This window comes from Neisseria sp. HMSC066H01, from assembly GCF_001837375.1.
Classification (GTDB): domain Bacteria; phylum Pseudomonadota; class Gammaproteobacteria; order Burkholderiales; family Neisseriaceae; genus Neisseria.
Map to the genome: position 1 here is coordinate 565865 of NZ_KV832194.1, position 16518 is coordinate 582382.

The 16518-nt window shown below is 50.8% G+C and carries 15 protein-coding genes and 1 pseudogene; 8 read left to right on the plus strand and 8 right to left on the minus strand.

Going from position 1 to position 16518, the window contains the following annotated elements:
* The first annotated feature begins 377 nt into the window (after positions 1-377).
* Together HMPREF2551_RS06785 and gloB are read left to right on the plus strand one after the other, a co-directional pair.
* On the plus strand, positions 378-1463 hold the full coding sequence (locus HMPREF2551_RS06785) for a hypothetical protein (protein ID WP_070838021.1): 1086 nt from the start codon (positions 378-380) through the stop codon (positions 1461-1463).
* 23 nt (positions 1464-1486) lie between these two features.
* Complete coding sequence (gloB, locus tag HMPREF2551_RS06790) at positions 1487-2236, plus strand: hydroxyacylglutathione hydrolase (protein WP_070838023.1); 750 nt, start codon at positions 1487-1489, stop codon at positions 2234-2236.
* 107 nt (positions 2237-2343) lie between these two features.
* Here the strand turns inward: gloB and HMPREF2551_RS06795 are convergent.
* Positions 2344-2694: pseudogene (locus HMPREF2551_RS06795) on the minus strand (helix-turn-helix domain-containing protein).
* A 133-nt stretch (positions 2695-2827) separates the two neighbouring features.
* On the opposite strand from HMPREF2551_RS06795, the gene HMPREF2551_RS06800 reads away from it, so the two are divergent.
* Complete coding sequence (locus tag HMPREF2551_RS06800) at positions 2828-3700, plus strand: pirin family protein (protein ID WP_070838025.1); 873 nt, start codon at positions 2828-2830, stop codon at positions 3698-3700.
* A 95-nt stretch (positions 3701-3795) separates the two neighbouring features.
* Here HMPREF2551_RS06800 and guaA read toward each other — a convergent pair whose 3' ends face one another.
* From guaA to dut, 3 genes are all read right to left on the minus strand, one after another.
* Complete coding sequence (gene guaA, locus HMPREF2551_RS06805; protein ID WP_070838027.1) at positions 3796-5361, minus strand: glutamine-hydrolyzing GMP synthase; 1566 nt, start codon at positions 5359-5361, stop codon at positions 3796-3798.
* A 148-nt stretch (positions 5362-5509) separates the two neighbouring features.
* Positions 5510-5836 (minus strand): hypothetical protein, encoded by a 327-nt coding sequence (locus HMPREF2551_RS06810; protein ID WP_039862324.1) that lies wholly within the window; start codon positions 5834-5836, stop codon positions 5510-5512.
* A 186-nt stretch (positions 5837-6022) separates the two neighbouring features.
* Positions 6023-6475: a dUTP diphosphatase gene (gene dut, locus HMPREF2551_RS06815; RefSeq protein ID WP_070838029.1), complete on the minus strand. Its 453-nt coding sequence runs from the start codon at positions 6473-6475 to the stop codon at positions 6023-6025.
* Positions 6476-6585: 110 nt separating this feature from the next.
* On the opposite strand from dut, the gene pdxH reads away from it, so the two are divergent.
* The 3 genes from pdxH to HMPREF2551_RS06830 all read left to right on the plus strand — a co-directional run bounded on the left by pdxH (position 6586) and on the right by HMPREF2551_RS06830 (position 10280).
* Positions 6586-7218 (plus strand): pyridoxamine 5'-phosphate oxidase, encoded by a 633-nt coding sequence (gene pdxH / locus HMPREF2551_RS06820; RefSeq protein WP_070838032.1) that lies wholly within the window; start codon positions 6586-6588, stop codon positions 7216-7218.
* Between the two features lie 159 nt (positions 7219-7377).
* Positions 7378-8436 (plus strand): pseudouridine synthase, encoded by a 1059-nt coding sequence (locus HMPREF2551_RS06825; RefSeq protein ID WP_070838034.1) that lies wholly within the window; start codon positions 7378-7380, stop codon positions 8434-8436.
* Positions 8437-8687: 251 nt separating this feature from the next.
* Positions 8688-10280, plus strand: coding sequence for a vWA domain-containing protein (locus HMPREF2551_RS06830; RefSeq protein ID WP_070838036.1), 1593 nt, complete (start codon positions 8688-8690; stop codon positions 10278-10280).
* Positions 10281-10332: 52 nt separating this feature from the next.
* On the opposite strand, the gene rlmB is transcribed toward HMPREF2551_RS06830, so the two are convergent.
* The 3 genes from rlmB to HMPREF2551_RS06845 form a co-directional block, all read right to left on the minus strand.
* Positions 10333-11082, minus strand: a complete 750-nt coding sequence (rlmB, locus tag HMPREF2551_RS06835) for a 23S rRNA (guanosine(2251)-2'-O)-methyltransferase RlmB (RefSeq protein WP_004520319.1) — start codon at positions 11080-11082, stop codon at positions 10333-10335.
* Between the two features lie 62 nt (positions 11083-11144).
* Positions 11145-11453: an AzlD family protein gene (locus HMPREF2551_RS06840; RefSeq protein ID WP_003680717.1), complete on the minus strand. Its 309-nt coding sequence runs from the start codon at positions 11451-11453 to the stop codon at positions 11145-11147.
* On the minus strand, positions 11450-12160 hold the full coding sequence (locus tag HMPREF2551_RS06845; RefSeq protein ID WP_070838037.1) for an AzlC family ABC transporter permease: 711 nt from the start codon (positions 12158-12160) through the stop codon (positions 11450-11452). Before HMPREF2551_RS06845 ends, HMPREF2551_RS06840 begins: the two co-directional genes overlap by 4 nt.
* A gap of 100 nt (positions 12161-12260) precedes the next feature.
* Between HMPREF2551_RS06845 and HMPREF2551_RS06850 the strand changes: the two genes are divergently transcribed.
* Both HMPREF2551_RS06850 and HMPREF2551_RS06855 read left to right on the plus strand, forming a co-directional pair.
* Positions 12261-13235, plus strand: a complete 975-nt coding sequence (locus tag HMPREF2551_RS06850) for a PhoH family protein (protein WP_004520317.1) — start codon at positions 12261-12263, stop codon at positions 13233-13235.
* A gap of 121 nt (positions 13236-13356) precedes the next feature.
* Complete coding sequence (locus HMPREF2551_RS06855) at positions 13357-14292, plus strand: malate dehydrogenase (protein WP_070838038.1); 936 nt, start codon at positions 13357-13359, stop codon at positions 14290-14292.
* Between the two features lie 668 nt (positions 14293-14960).
* On the opposite strand, the gene HMPREF2551_RS06860 is transcribed toward HMPREF2551_RS06855, so the two are convergent.
* On the minus strand, positions 14961-16397 hold the full coding sequence (locus HMPREF2551_RS06860) for an NAD-dependent succinate-semialdehyde dehydrogenase (RefSeq protein ID WP_070838040.1): 1437 nt from the start codon (positions 16395-16397) through the stop codon (positions 14961-14963).
* Between the last annotated feature and the right edge of the window lie 121 nt (positions 16398-16518).

Genomic DNA, 16518 nt, shown 5'->3' on the forward strand with positions numbered 1-16518 from the left:
AATTGAGACAATACCCATTATATTTTAAAGCCAACTGAAGGCGATGTGTCTGAACTTGTTGAAAGCCGCCAACAGGCTAAGTACGTCTGTTGCTGCCTACAAAGATGACTAGGATGCCTGATTGTCGGGTATCCGGGGAGAGTTAAGGGGATATTTAGGTAGAATCAGGAGCGATTAGGGGTGGAAACAGCCGAAAACCTGTGTGTGGATTTCGGCTACTGAGGGAAGTCTTTTTTGCAAAAGTCTCATTTGTTTTCAGACGACCTCTTTGCATCCTTTTGCGTATAAAGACCAAACCCGCTGCCATCATTCCGTATAATCCCCCTTAGCTCCCCATCAACTATAATCAACCTATTCAGACGGCCTTTCCCGACATTATGACTCGACAAGCCTTTATCCTCAGTGATTGCGAATTTCCCGAATGCGGCGAAAAGCCTTACGCCCTATTGACCGCGAATCCGACGAAGGAACACCACTTCGTCGCCCAAACCGAGCAACGGCAGCACGCGCATAATCCGCAGGTCAGCCCGCAGAATCAGAATGTTTACAAGCTACCCTTGTCCATGTTCCATCCTGGCGAAAAAGCCCGCAGCAAAGAACAAAACCGCAGCGAAGCGATAAGCGTCAACATCATCGGCAACTTGGCGGCGAAAAACCTCTATACGCTGACCTTTGTCGAAGACTCCGCCAACCAATACAATCTGGAAAGCTGGTTCAACCGTCATGAAAGCGGCTACGAAGATGCCTGCAACCATCTGCGCACGCTGCCCGAAGGCCGTCTGAAAACAACTACGGCAAATGCCGATACCGTCAAAGTACCGGATGCCTTGTGGCGGATATTACGGCTGAAATTCCTCGGTATCCTGCGCAATCCGCACAACCATAAAAACCTGTTTGCCCACCGCCTGCACCAAACACTTCGGGCGCGGCTGCCGGAAGTCGGTTTTGAATTTGTCCGCTTGATCAGCAAACGCGACCCCAAGCGCATCGAAGCCATTATGCAGGACTACCGTTTTTCCTTTCTCGGCTATGTCGATTGGCTGGGCGGGCTTTACGGTATGTTGAGCGAAGGCGTGGCGCAACCGTCGTTGTTTGAACGGCTGTTTTGCAATATCTTTGCCGAACCCGAAGCAGTGAAAATCGAATTGTTCCGCTATCCGGAAAACACGGGGCTATGCCTGTTTGGCGACAGCAGTTTCTGCCTGCAAGCCTCGGCCAAGCTATTCAGCGTCGGCGTCAATATTTCGCACGATATGTTTGCCATCGTCCATCTGCAAACCGGCCGTTGGCACGCGTTTAAAAACACCTTTCATCACGACGCGCCCAAACTGCAAGGCCAAGTGCGGATTATCGACGGCAACCAAACCCAAAGATTGCTGTTCAACCGACTGTGCATCCAGCAAGCCCATGAAGCCGTGTTCGGCCAAAGCCCGAATATCAAAGATTATTTAGAGGCCGTCTGAAACCCCAAACCAGAAGAAAGCATATGAAAATCACACCAATCCAAGCCCTAAACGACAACTACATCTGGATGATTCAAGAAGGCAACCATGCCGTCTGCGTTGATCCATCCGATGCCACACCGGTCTTAAAATTCCTTGTTCACAACCACTTGATGCTGGCGCAAACATGGATTACCCACCCGCACCCCGACCATACCGGTGGCGCAAAAGCGCTGCACAACGGCTTCTTAGAATCACCAATCTATGGCGAAAGCGACATCGACGTGGCGACGCATACCGTCACCGCAGGCACGCAGTTCCCGTTTGGCGAAGGCTTGGTTACCGTTTGGGCAACCCCCGGCCATACCGACCGCCACATCAGCTATCTGCTGGAAAATTCAGACGGCCTGCATGTTTTCTGCGGCGATACCTTGTTCTCCGCCGGTTGCGGCCGCGTATTTACCGGCACAATCGAGCAACTTTACGACAGCTTCCACCGATTCAACCAACTGCCCGAAGAAACGCTGTTTTATCCGGCGCACGAATATACCGCCTCCAACCTGCGCTTTGCCCTGCATATCGAGCCGGACAACGCCGATATTCAGACGGCCTTGGCCGCAGCCGAACACACGCCGACACTGCCTGTCAGCCTAGCGCACGAACGCAAAGTCAATCCGTTTTTCCGCGCAGACCTGCCCCAAGTTCAGGCACGCGCCGAAGAATTGAGCGGACGAAAATTAAACAGCGAACTCGAAGTCTTCGCCGCTTTGCGTGAATTGAAAAATCAATTTTGATTGGGCTTAGTCCCCAAAGAATAAGGCCGTCTGAATAAGCGTGAAACCATGAATCACGCCTGTTCAGACGGCCTTAAAGCCTTTATCAATATCATAACCATAAAAGCCTACGGCTGCTTTTGATGTTTCACACATTCCGCAGCATATTGTTCGCCCCAACGGTGCATGGCTTCGATCACAGGCATCAGCGTCCGTCCAAACTCAGTCAGCGAGTATTCCACCTTCGGCGGTACCTGCGGATACACTTCCCGATGAACGATACCGTCGTTTTCCAATTCGCGCAGCTGCAGCGTCAACATCCGCTAGGTAATACCTGCCAACAAACGCTGCAACTCATTGAAACGTCTGGTTTCTTCATTTAAATAATATAAAATCAATACCTTCCACTTACCGCCGATACTATCCAAAGTATTAACGACCGGACAGCAAGAGCCGTGTGCGTGTTCTGTTTCCGACATACTAAATCTCCAAACCACAGTATAAAAAATGTGCGTACTTGTTATAAAGTTTGTACCCCCTATAATACAAGCATTCCGTAACAAAAGGCCATCTGAAAGGCTTCAGACGGCCATAAAAAGAAGGAACTTTATCATGCGCAACATCAAACAAACCTACCGAGCCGACAGCCAACACTGGGTAGGCAACGGATTCCTCGTGCAACCTTTGTTCTCCCACATGGCTGACGACCGCGGCACCAATCCATTCCTGATGTTGGACTATGCTGCGCCATATGAATTTGCACCCAACGAAACGCACGGTCCGCGCGGTGTCGGACAACATCCGCACAAAGGCTTTGAAACCGTTACCATCGCCTACCACGGCGAAGTAGCACACCGCGACTCCAGCGGAGGCGGCGGCATTATTTACGAAGGCGACGTGCAATGGATGACCGCAGGTTCAGGCATCATTCATGAAGAATTCCACTCTGAAAACTTCAGCAAAAAAGGCGGACTCTTTGAAATGGTGCAACTTTGGGTCAACCTGCCGGCCAAAGACAAAAACACGCCGCCACGCTATCAGCATCTTGCCAAAGCGAATATTCCCGTCGTCGAATTTCCAGACGAAGCCGGCTACTTACGTCTGATTGCAGGCGAACATGACGGCGTAAAAGGCGCGGCGGACACGTTCACCGAAATGAATGTTTGGGATATTGTGCTTCATGCCGATCAAGAAGCCGAATTGGCAGTACCCGACAATCACAATCTGTCTATGGTTGTCCTGCGCGGAGCGGTGACGTTTAATGGCAAAGAACAGGCGACAGCCGGAGAATTGGTCAATTTTGAGCAAACCGGCGGTAAAGTTCACGCGAAAGCCGGTAGCGAAGAAGTCAAAATCTTGCTGCTTTCCGGCGTTCCGATTGATGAACCCGTAGTCGGCTACGGCCCATTTGTAATGAATACTGCCGAAGAAATCCGACAAGCCATCAGCGATTTCAAAAGCGGCAAATTCGGCCGTATTGATTAAGATATTTGCTTAAACTGCTATGCGTTAACCAATCTCATCAGTGCAAAAAGGCCGTCTGAACAATATCTGTTCAGACGGCCTTTATTATTTAGGGATTATTCCCATTCAATCGTGGCAGGCGGTTTGCCGCTGACATCATAAACCACGCGGTTGATACCTTTGACTTCGTTGATGATGCGGTTGGACACGCGGCCGAGCAGCGAGTAAGGCAGCTCTGCCCAGTGCGCAGTCATAAAGTCGCTGGTAATTACGGCACGCAAAGCTACGACGTAATCGTAAGTACGGCCGTCGCCCATTACACCGACGGATTTTACAGGCAGGAACACGGCAAAGGCTTGGCTGGTCAGGTCATACCAAGATGTGCCGTTTTCATCGGTAGTATTGCGCAATTCTTGAATGAAAATATCGTCCGCCTGACGGAGCAAGTCGGCGTATTCTTTTTTCACTTCACCCAAGATACGCACGCCCAAACCCGGACCGGGGAACGGATGACGGTACACCATTTCACGCGGCAGACCCAAAGCCACGCCCAATTCGCGCACTTCATCTTTGAACAAATCACGCAACGGCTCAAGCAGCTTGAGCTTCATGTTTTCAGGCAAACCGCCGACGTTGTGATGCGATTTGATGGCGTGGGCTTTTTTGGTTTTCGCGCCTGCGGATTCGATTACATCAGGGTAAATCGTACCTTGCGCCAACCATTTGGCATTAGTAAGTTTTTTCTCTTCTGCATCAAATACTTCGATAAATTCCGCACCGATGATTTTACGTTTTTTCTCCGGATCGGTCACGCCGGCAAGTTTCGCTAAAAACTGCTCTTCGGCATCAACGTGAATCACGCGTACACCCAAGTTGCGGGCAAACATGTCCATCACCATTTTGCCTTCGTTCAGGCGCAACAGACCGTGGTCAACAAACACGCAGGTCAGTTGGTCGCCGATGGCACGATGAATCAGCGCGGCCGCTACGGAAGAGTCCACGCCGCCGGACAAACCTAAAATCACTTCGTCGCTGCCGACTTGTTCACGGATTTTGGCAACGGCTTCTTCGATGTAGTTCGGCATGGTCCAGCTTGGTTGTGCGCCGCAAATATCCAAGACAAAGCGGTTTAATAACGCGCGACCTTGTTTGGTGTGGGTCACTTCAGGGTGGAATTGGATGCCGTAGAATTGTTTCTCAGCGTTTTCCATCATGGCAATTGGGCAAGACGGGGTGTCGCCGATGACAGAGAAGCCGGTAGGCAGTTTGGAAACTTTATCTCCATGGCTCATCCATACGTCGAGCGTGTTAGGCGCATCGTCTTGAATGCCGCGTGTCAGCTCGCTGTCGATAGTTTTCACTTGCGCATAACCGAATTCACGTTGGTTGCCCGGGCTAACTTCGCCGCCCAAGTGGTGCGCCATAAATTGCATGCCGTAGCAAATGCCCAAAACCGGAATGCCCAAATCAAAAATACCGGTATCGGCTTGATAATCGGATTCGTAAACGGAATTAGGGCCGCCGGAGAGGATGATGCCTTTCGGGTCGAAGGCTTTGATTTCTTCCAAAGGCATGTCAAAAGAATGCAGTTCGCAGTAAACGTGGGCTTCGCGCACGCGGCGGGCGATCAGCTGGGTAACTTGCGAGCCGAAGTCGAGAATAAGGATTTTGTCTTGGGTCATGGCGGAAACTTTGCAAAATGTAAGAAAACGGTGCGGCCGAGAGGGTAAATTTCAAATTTAAACCACAATAAAAAAGGCCGTCTGAATCGGCGGATTATACCATTGTTCAGACGGCCTTTATAGGGCAAAACCCAAATCTCTCATCTTTCTATTTTGTGTGTTTCTCAGGAATCATATCGCTGCGCGAGAGCAACAGCAGGCAACCCAACACGACCATGCCGATAGCTAACAACGGCGAGAGGTAAATCCAGTAGCTCATGTGCAGATAAATAGCTGTACCGATATAAACCAGCATCGGGCCGGAAACGATGGACTGTTTGTTGATGCCGTCCATAATCAACACGGCAAAGCCCAAAATAATTAATGCGCCGGCAATCATGGTCGATGTCGCAGGCAAAATATCCGTAGCACGTAAAAACCAAATTGCGCCAAAGATAATCAAAAATAAAGGCAGAAAAAGTGAGGGGCGGGACATAACAACACTCCGTAAAGGTTTCAGACGGCCTGTATTATTGGGTGCGCCGGCCATGCAGGCAAGATATAAAAATGCAATCTTGTGTGTGATTATGCAAAGGTTGGCACAACAAAAAGGCCGTCTGAACAACGGCAAACCGAAATCAAATATTTCAATTTATCCTGTTTCAGACGGCCTTTCAAATCATCAGGCTTTGCCGGTGCTGCCGAATCCGCCTTCGCCGCGCTCGCTGGCGGCAAACTCGTCCACAACCTTAAACGCGGCTTGGACAACCGGCACAATCATCATTTGCGCGATACGCTCCATCGGCTCGATGGTAAACGCTTCTTTACCACGGTTCCACAAAGAAACCTTCAATTCGCCTTGATAATCCGAGTCAATCAAACCGACCAAATTGCCCAAAACAATACCGTGTTTATGGCCCAAGCCCGAACGCGGCAACAAAACGGCTGCATACGCAGGGTTGGCCAAATGCACCGCCAAACCGGTCGGCACGAGATACACATCGCCCGGCTGCAACACAACGGCTTCATCCAAGCAAGCACGCAAGTCCAAACCGGCAGAACCGGGCGTTGCATAAGCAGGCAGGGAATCGGCCATTTTCGGATTTAAGATTTTCAGTTCGACTTCGGTTTGCATGACAGGACTCCGTATGGTTCTAAATTAGAAAGGGCTACGATTATACACAAATGCCCTTGAGGCCGTCTGAAAAAACGGAGTATGATTCAGTCAAATCGAAGGAGAAAATCATGGATTTACACAATATCCGCGAAGATTACAGCAAACGCGAGCTGTCGGAAGCCGAATGCCACGCCGACCCGATTGTCCAATTCGAGCAATGGCTGAACGAAGCGATTCACGCCGAAGTCAACGAACCGACCGCGGTCAACGTTGCCGCCGTAGGCGAAGACGGCAGGCCCAACAGCCGCATGGTACTACTGAAAGAAGTCAACCCCAAAGGCTTTGTTTTCTTTACCAATTACCACAGCCGCAAAGGCCGCTCCTATACGGCACACCCTTTTGCCGCCATGACTTTTTTCTGGCCGGAACTCGAGCGCCAAGTGCGCATTGAAGGACGCATCGAAAAACTCGACGCCACCGCTTCGGACGAATATTTCGAAAGCCGCCCGTATACCAGCCGTATCGGCGCATGGGCAAGCGCGCAAAGCGAAGTGATTTCCAGCAAAGCCGTATTGGTGGCCAAAGCCGCAGCCGTCGGTGTCAAACACCCCCTGCATGTTCCACGCCCGCCGCATTGGGGCGGATACCTCGTTATTCCCGACCGCATCGAATTCTGGCAAGGCCGCCCCAGTCGCCTGCACGACCGCATCCAATACCGCCTGGTTGACGGCAACTGGATACGCGAACGCCTTTCGCCATAATTTTCGGATTTTCAAACAAAAAATTACTGGTTGAGTTACAATACAGCCTTTCATCGGCAGGCCGTCTGAATCTGATTTTCAGACGGCCTTTTCCCCCAATCCAACCCCTGCCGCAACTGCCGCAGAAGAACCGCTTTTTCAAGCGAGTTAGGAAAAATCATGTCCAAACAGCCTTCCAGCAAACGCCAATGGCGCGACGGCGTATCATCTACCGCCAAAAAACCTTCCAAACCGGCCAAATCCTTTGCCAATAAAAAACGTCCAGACGACGAACGCAAAACATCAGGCAAACCTTACGGCCAAAAAGTTTCAGACGGCCCCAAAGCTCAAAATACCGCCCCTAAACAACGTGCCGCCAAAGCCAAAAAACTGGTTGTCCGCAATCCCAACCAAAAAATCATGGAGCACGCCCGCGATTTAAAAGAACGCCGCAGCGACCTTTCTCGCTTTGAACCCGAGCGCCTGCAAAAAGTCCTGGCCGCTTCCGGCGTCGGCTCACGCCGCGAAATGGAAGAATGGATCAGCAACGGCTGGGTAACGGTCAACGGCCGCGTCGCCCAACTGGGCGACAAAGTCACCCCCGACGACCACGTTACCGTCAAAGGCAGCATCATCAAACTCAAATGGGCCGACCGCCTGCCGCGCATCATCCTCTACTACAAACAAGAAGGCGAAATCGTTTCCCGAGACGATCCGCAAGGCCGCGTCAGCATTTTCGACCGCCTGCCGCAAGCAGCCAGCAGCCGCTGGGTAGCCATCGGCCGTTTGGACATCAATACCAGCGGCCTTTTGATCCTGACCACTTCAGGCGAACTCGTTCAACGCTTCGCCCACCCCAGCTTTGAAGTCGAACGCGAATACGCCGTGCGCGTATTGGGCGAGTTGACCACCGAACAAATGCGCGTCCTGACCGAAGAAGGCGTTATGCTCGAAGACGGTTTGGCAAAAGTCGAACGCATCTACGAACAAGGCGGCGAAGGCGCAAACAAATGGTACAACGTCGTCATCAAAGAAGGCCGCAACCGCGAAGTACGCCGTATTTTTGAAAGCCAAGGTCTGACCGTCAGCCGCCTCGTCCGCGTAGGCTTCGGCCCCATCGGCCTGCCAAACCGCCTCAAACGCGGCCAGTTCTACGAACTCAATCCGGCAGAAGTCGCCAACATCATCAAATGGGCGGACATGCTGCTGCCTGGCGAACGCCGCCGGAAGAAAAGTTAAGGTAAGATAAATCGGGGCTGAGGCCTTTACAAAATCGTCTCAGCCCGACAAAATCTTGCCCAAGTCATAAACATAGTGGGTTAAGTTTAGACCAGTACCGCGTTGCTCCGCCTTGTCCTGATTTAAACTTAACCCACTATTCACACATTAAAATTCAAAAAAAGTGACTCAGCGCCAGCGTTAACTCTGCCAATACACTGCCATCAACACTTTCAACAATCAGCATATGATATTTCCCTGGAGCTTAAATCATGCCCCGTTTTTTCCTAAAAACCGTTTCCATACTCACTTTGGCAGCTTTAACCGCGTGTTCCGGCCCACTCGACCGTTCAGACTCGTCAACCGAAAATCTTCATGGCGCACCGGACTCAGCATTGCCTGCTACTGCCGTTGCTGAAGAAAATCTGTCTCTTACAGAAAACACCGAACGCTACCAAGACCAACCCGATCAACCGGTTAAATCCGTTGCTCAAGAACCTGTTTCCACATTCAGCATCGATGTCGATACCGGCAGCTACGCCAACGTCCGCCGATTTCTGAACAGCGGCAAACAGCCGCCCAAAGATGCCGTGCGCATTGAGGAAATCATCAATTATTTCCCTTACAACTACCCACTACCTACTGACGGCCGCCCATTTGCCGTTCACACTGAAACCATTGATTCTCCATGGCAACCGGAAGCCAAACTGATCAAAATCGGCATTCAAGCACAAGACACGGCAAAGAAAGACCTGCCGCCCGCCAATCTTGTATTTCTCGTCGACGTATCCGGCAGTATGGATGAAGAAAATAAACTTCCATTGGTTCAAAAAACACTGCGTATCTTGACCCAACAATTACGCCCGCAGGACAAAGTTACTCTGATTACCTATTCATCAGGCGAAGAGCTGGTGCTTCCGCCCACATCAGGTTCAGATAAAGAAACCATCCTGAAAGCCATCGACAAACTGAAAGCCGAAGGCTCGACTTCGGGCGAATCCGCTTTACGCATGGCCTACGAAGAAGCGCAAAAAGCCTTTGTACCCAACGGCATCAACCGTATCCTACTGGCGACCGATGGCGACTTTAACGTTGGCGTATCTGATACCGAAACGCTCAAATCCATGGTTGCCGAAAAACGAAAAACCGGTATTTCACTCAGCACGCTAGGCTTTGGTACGGACAATTACAACGAAGACATGATGGAACAAATTGCCGATGCAGGCGACGGCAATTACAGCTACATCGACAACGAAAAAGAAGCGAAAAAAGTTTTGCAGCAACAACTGACTTCCACGCTGGCCACCGTTGCGCAGGATGTCAAAATCCAAGTCGAATTCAATCCTGCCACCGTCAAAGAATACCGCTTGGTCGGCTACACCAACCGCACCCTGCGCAATGAAGACTTCAATAATGACAAAGTAGATGCGGGCGATATCGGCTCAGGCCACAGCGTGACCGCTATTTATGAAATCATTCCGGCAGGCAAAAACGGCTGGCTGAACGAATCACGCTATCAAAAAGCCCCTGCCGCCAAAGGCAGTAAAAACGAATACGCCTTTGTCAAAGTACGCTACAAACTGCCTGGGGAAAAAGACAGCAAGCTGATGGAACACGCAATTCCCGTTGGTAGCAAACCGCTGGAGCAAGCCGATAAAGACACCCTGCTCGCCCTTGCTGCGGCTTCCTATGCCCAAGCCCTGCGCGGCGGCGAATACAACGGCAAACTTGGCTGGAGCGACATTGAAAAAATGGTACAGAAAGTCCAAGGCGACGATCCGTTTGAACTGAAATCGGAATTTCTCCAATTGGTTCGCATTGCCGCCGGTAATGAAAAGCAATCAGGTCCTTTGGTTAAAGAATAAACCTGAAAAAGGCCGTCTGAAAAACATTCAGACGGCCTTTTAATTACACTTTTTATTTTTCCGATTTCAACACGCGTTGACGGCGTGTTTCGCTCAATACCATGCCAGCGCTGACGGAAACATTCATGCTTTCGACTGTGCCAAACATCGGAATCGATACCAGCATATCACAATGTTCGCGCGTCAGGCGGCGCATGCCCTCGCCTTCGTTGCCCATCACCCAAGCCACACTGTCGGGCAGGTCGCAGTGGTAAAGGTCGGAGTCGCCGCCCATGTCCGTACCGACAATCCAAATGCCGTATTCTTTCAATTCACGCAAAGTACGGGCAAGATTGGTTACGGTAATATACGGCACGGTTTCCGCCGCACCACAGGCAACTTTGCTGACGGTCGCATTCAGGCCGGCACTTTTGTCTTTGGGCGCAATCACGGCATGCACGCCCATCGCATCGGCAGTACGCAGACACGCGCCGAGGTTGTGCGGATCGGTAATGCCGTCCAATACCAGCAAAAACGGCGGTTCGCTCAGGTTTTCCAACACATCTTCCAAGTGAACATGGTTTTTGGAAGCATCGATAAACCCGACCACGCCCTGATGACGCGCCCCTTTGCTGATGGCATTCAGGCGGTCGGCATCAGCAAAATGCACGCGTACATTTTCAGAGGCCGCTTTATCCAATACATCGCGGGTGCGCGCATCGGATTTGCCCTCTTGGATATAGAGTTCGGTAATCGATTTCGGGTTTTGCCACAAACGGGCATTGACGGCGTGAAAGCCATAGATGAGTCGTTGGTTTGCCATGTTTTTGCTTTATCAAAAAATTCAGACGGCCATTATAACAAGTAAGGCCGTCTGAAAATTTTTTATTTCATCAAATAACCGAGTATGCCCGAAGTACCAACGCCGATTAATACCGTCACCAACATCGAAAACCGGCTGGCGGCCAATACCGTCAAAGCAATGGCAATCAGCTCATGCGGTTTGTCCGATACAAAATAAGGCGCAATCACGGAAATCAACACGCAGCCCGGTGCGGCCTCCATCACCACTTGCGCACGACGGCTTAACGTACGGTTGCGCAATGCAAAAAAGCCGATTAATCGGGTCGAATAGGTAACGGCCAACATACTCAAAAACAGCAAAAACGATTGCAGCGACAACAAATCCTTCATTTTTGCTCTCCCCAAAAATATGCCGCCAACAAACCCGATAACGCTCCGGCCGGAACATACCATGCGCCATCCACGGTCAAATAAGTTGCGCACGCCATAATCAGGCTGACAAACCAAGGGCGTGAAGCCGCAAAGCTCTTCCACATACCACGCAGCAACACCAAAAACACCGCAGGAAACGCCATGCCGAAGCCCCATGCCGCTACATCGCCGAACATCGGACCGACTGCCGCGCCAAACGCCGCAAAACCAATCCACGTTACATACAAAATAAAACACACACCGGCATAAAACGGCATATTGAACGCAGGCAAGCCTGCCGCCTTACGCTTTTGAATTTCAGCAAACGCCATTGCCCAGCTTTCATCACACATCACAAACAGCGCAGGCATCGCCTTTTTCAACGGCATATCCCTCATATACGGCGCAATCGCCGCCCCCATCAGAATATGGCGCGAATTGATCATAAACGTTACCGTTGCAATCAGCAGAATCGGCAAAGGATTTGCCCACAAATTGACTGCGGCAAATTCCGAGCCTCCGGCAAAGTTCATGCCCGTCATCAGCAGCATTTCCAGCCAACTCATGCCCTTCTGCCCGCCCTGCATACCCAAAATCAGCGCCCACGGCAACAGACCGATCAACATGGGCGAGGTTTCTTTGATACCACGCAGAAATTCAGATTGGGGAGAAGCAGTGTGATTCATTTTAATTGAAACGGTTTATCAAAAAGAAGCGACGTATTATAAAGCATGCCGTCTGAACAAGGGTATAATACGGAAAAATAGATTTATCACGGAAACCGATATGACCCACACCGTCCATCTGCAGTTTGAAGAAATTGACAATACCGTGTTGCAACGCCTGTGCGGCGCGCTCGACAGCAATCTCGAAGCCTTAGGCAAAGCCCTTGATATCCAAATCAGCCGCCGCTTCGAACATTTCACCTTCATGGGTGAACTGGCACACGCCGGCCGCCGTGCCTTACTGTCGCTTGCCGAAGCCGCAGAAAAAGGCGACTTGGACGACAACGCCATCAGCCTCGCGGCCGTTGAAGCCAAAACTGCAGATGAAAAACATGAAGAAAAACACCACGACCAACAATACTATTTCCGCACCAAACGCGGCAGTATCGGCGGCCGTACTCCGCGCCAAAACGGCTATATCCGCGCCTTACTCAACCACGATGTCGTGTTCGGCTTAGGCCCTGCCGGTACGGGCAAAACCTATCTTGCCGTTGCCGCCGCCGTCGATGCCATGGAAAAACACCAAATCGAACGCATTGTTTTGGTGCGCCCTGCAGTCGAAGCAGGCGAAAAATTAGGCTTCCTGCCGGGCGATTTGGCACAAAAAGTCGACCCCTACCTGCGACCGCTTTACGATGCGCTTTATGATTTGATGGGCTTCGACCGCGTGACCAAATTAATGGAAAAAGGTTTGATTGAAATTGCGCCGCTGGCCTATATGCGCGGCCGCACCTTAAATGGCGCGTATGTCATTCTGGATGAAGCGCAAAACACCACGCCCGAACAAATGAAAATGTTCCTGACCCGTATCGGCTTTGGTGCCAAAGCAGTCATTACCGGCGACATCAGCCAAATCGACCTGCCGCGCAACATCAAATCCGGCTTGAAAGATGCACGCGAAAAACTGCGCGACGTAGAAGGCCTGTATTTCCACACCTTCACCAGCGAAGACGTTGTCCGCCATCCATTGGTACAGAAAATCGTCGAAGCCTATGAAGCTGCCGAAGAACAAGCTGAAAAGAAAAACGGCGAATAATCTTTTTAAACACTGAAGGCCGTCTGAAAATCAAATTTCAGACGGCCTTACTACATCATTCTCCCCATAATACTGCTATAATCCGAAAACCAAGTAAAACAACGACTTCAAAAGGAAAAATATGACCCTCAAGCCACCCGTCCGAATCGCCGTAACCGGCGCGGCAGGCCAAATCGCCTACGCCACCCTCTTCCGTATCGCCGGCGGCATCATGCTCGGACGCGACCAACCCGTTATCCTGCAACTGCTCGACCTGCCGCAGGCGCAACAAGCATTGCGCGGCGTGATTATGGAAATGCAGGATTGCGCCTTCCCCCTCCTAGCCGACATCTTCGCCACAGACGATCCCGAAGTCGCCTTCAAAGATGCCGACATCGCCCTCTTGATTGGTGCACGGCCGCGTACGCAAGGTATGGAACGCGCCGACTTACTGCACGCCAACGCCGAAATTTTCAAAGTACAAGGCGCGGCGTTGAACAAAGTTGCCCATCGCAACGTCAAAGTCCTCGTCGTCGGCAACCCGGCCAACACCAACGCCTACATCGCCATGAAGTCTGCACCCGACATCCCGCCGGAAAATTTCACCGCCCTGATGCGCCTCGACCACCACCGTGCCGTCAGTCAAATTGCCGAAAAAATCAACCGCCCGATTACTTCCATCGAGCAAATGTGCGTCTGGGGCAACCACAGCCCGACCATGTACGCCGACTACCGCTACGCCACCAGCAACGGTGAGTCCGTCCAAGACATGATTACCGAACCCGACTGGAACACCGAAGTCTTCATGCCGAAAATCGCCGGACGCGGTGCCGCCATCTACCACCTGCGCGACTGGTTGCTCGGCAGCAGCGGCAAATGGGTAACCATGGGCGTTCCGTCAGATGGCTCTTACGGCATTCCCGAAGGTTTGGTTTTCGGCTTCCCCGTCATTTGCGACGCAGGCAGCTACCGCATCGTCCAAGGCTTGGACTTGTCGGACGAATTCAGCCAAAACCGTATTGCCGCCACGCTGGCCGAATTGGAAGAAGAGCGTTCAGCCATCCAGGATCTACTCTAAAACAAAGGCCGTCTGAAAACCAAATTTCAGACGGCCTAAATAATTAAATGCCCATTCTACAATCATTTTTAAAAGCTAGAATGGCACTCTTTGTCCTTGTTTATCTTTAAGATGCCATTGACCTGACGGTGTACAACCGCCACCACTACCGCCGACAGCATAATGATCACAATTCGGGTCAAGCCGTTTCCCTTGAGAATATGAGCCATTTGACAAACCGTCCCCATTAAAGGAACTGCATGCGCCGATAAAAGCTACGCAAAACAGGATTAAAAATTTCTTCAACATTCACATCACCTTTTTTATAAAAGTCACACCACAAAATTGCAGCCTAGATAAAGTTCCCACACTATCGATATGAGCCACACTATATGAGCAAAAAAACAATCCTTCCTTGCTCACGGTTGTATTATCCAAAATTTCCGCTGCCATTACTCAAAAAAACTACAGCTAGAAACTTGAAATACACACCCAACAGGATTAAAAATATCAAAATAGTTATCAAACTAATTTTATAAACATGTGACAAAATTTTTGCAACTTTGTTTCTTATGGTTTTGCTTTTTCATAAAGATCGTTCTCACAATATGAAAATTATCCAATACCTTTTCTGCGTTTAAAAAAGGCCGTCTGAAAACCGAATTTCAGACGGCCTTTACTGTGCAACCTTATTCCGCTACATCAATACATAAATATTTCAATTCCAAATATTCGTCCGCACCGTATTTACTGCCTTCACGTCCCAAACCGCTGCGTTTCACGCCGCCAAACGGTGCTACCTCATTACTGATTAAGCCCGTATTGATGCCGACCATGCCGTATTCCAAGGCTTCGCCGACGCGCCACTGGCGGGCGGTGTCGGAGGTGAAAAGGTAAGCTGCCAAACCGTATTCCGTATTGTTGGCGGCCGCGATGACTTCGGCTTCGGTTTCAAAGCGGAACACTGGACACAACGGCCCGAAGGTTTCTTCGCGCGCCACTGCCATTTGCGCCGTAACGCCGCTTAAGACGGTCGGCTCGAAAAACGTTCCGCCCAACGCGCTGCGTTTGCCGCCGGTCAGACAACTTGCGCCTTTAGCGAGCGCGTCGGCGATGTGCTGCTCAACTTTTTCCACCGCTTTTTCCTCAATCAGCGGCCCTTGGTTGACGCCTTCGTCTAAGCCGTTGCCCAATTTGAGCGTCGCCACTTTTTCACTTAATTTGCGGCAAAATTCGTCGTAAATGCCGGATTGAGCGTAAACACGGTTGGTGCAGATGCAGGTCTGGCCGCTGTTGCGGAACTTGCTCGCCAGCGCGCCTTCGACGGCTTTGTCCAAATCGGCATCGTCAAACACGATAAACGGCGCATTGCCACCCAGCTCCAAGCTGAGTTTTTTAATATCTGCCGCACTGTCGGCAAAAATTTTCGCGCCAACTTCGGTTGAGCCGGTGAAGCTGATTTTGCGCACGGTCGGGTTCGTGGCAAATTCATGGCTGATTTCCGAAGCACTACCGCTGACAACAGGCAACAAATCCTGCGGTACGCCCGCTTCATAAGCCAAGACAGCCAACGCATACGCACTCAAAGGCGTGAGCGATGCAGGTTTGACGATCATCGCACAGCCCACCGCCAAAGCAGGCGCAGCCTTACGCGCAATCATCGCGGACGGGAAATTCCACGGCGTAATCGCAGCAGTAACGCCGACGGGCTGTTTCAATACAACCAGTTTTTGCGACGCTTTCACACTCGTCAACACATCGCCGTCAATCCGCCGCGCCTCTTCGGCAAACCAGCGCACAAACGAAGCCGCATAATCGATTTCGCCGCGCGCCTCGGTCAAGCTTTTGCCCTGCTCCATCGTCATGATGCGCGCCAGTTCTTCTTTGTTTTCTTTAATCAGAAAATACCAACGCCACAACACATCGGCCCGCTCCAATGCAGTTTTTGCCGCCCACAATTTTTGTGCCACCTCCGCCTTTTGAATCAAAAGCTTCAGGCCGTCTGAATCAGTCTTACGGACAAACGCCAAAGCCTCACCTGTTGCAGGGTTATCAACTTTAATAGCATCTAGAATCGGAGAAAAGGTAATATCAGGATGATTAAGTAAACGGGCAAAATTTTTCATGAGAAACGACCTTTCTAAAACCGAGGATATACGTTCATTATCATATTCATACCATGAAAGCGCAACTGAATCGCAAAATAAGACAACAGCAAAGATAGTGTATTGAATAGTCAAATAACTT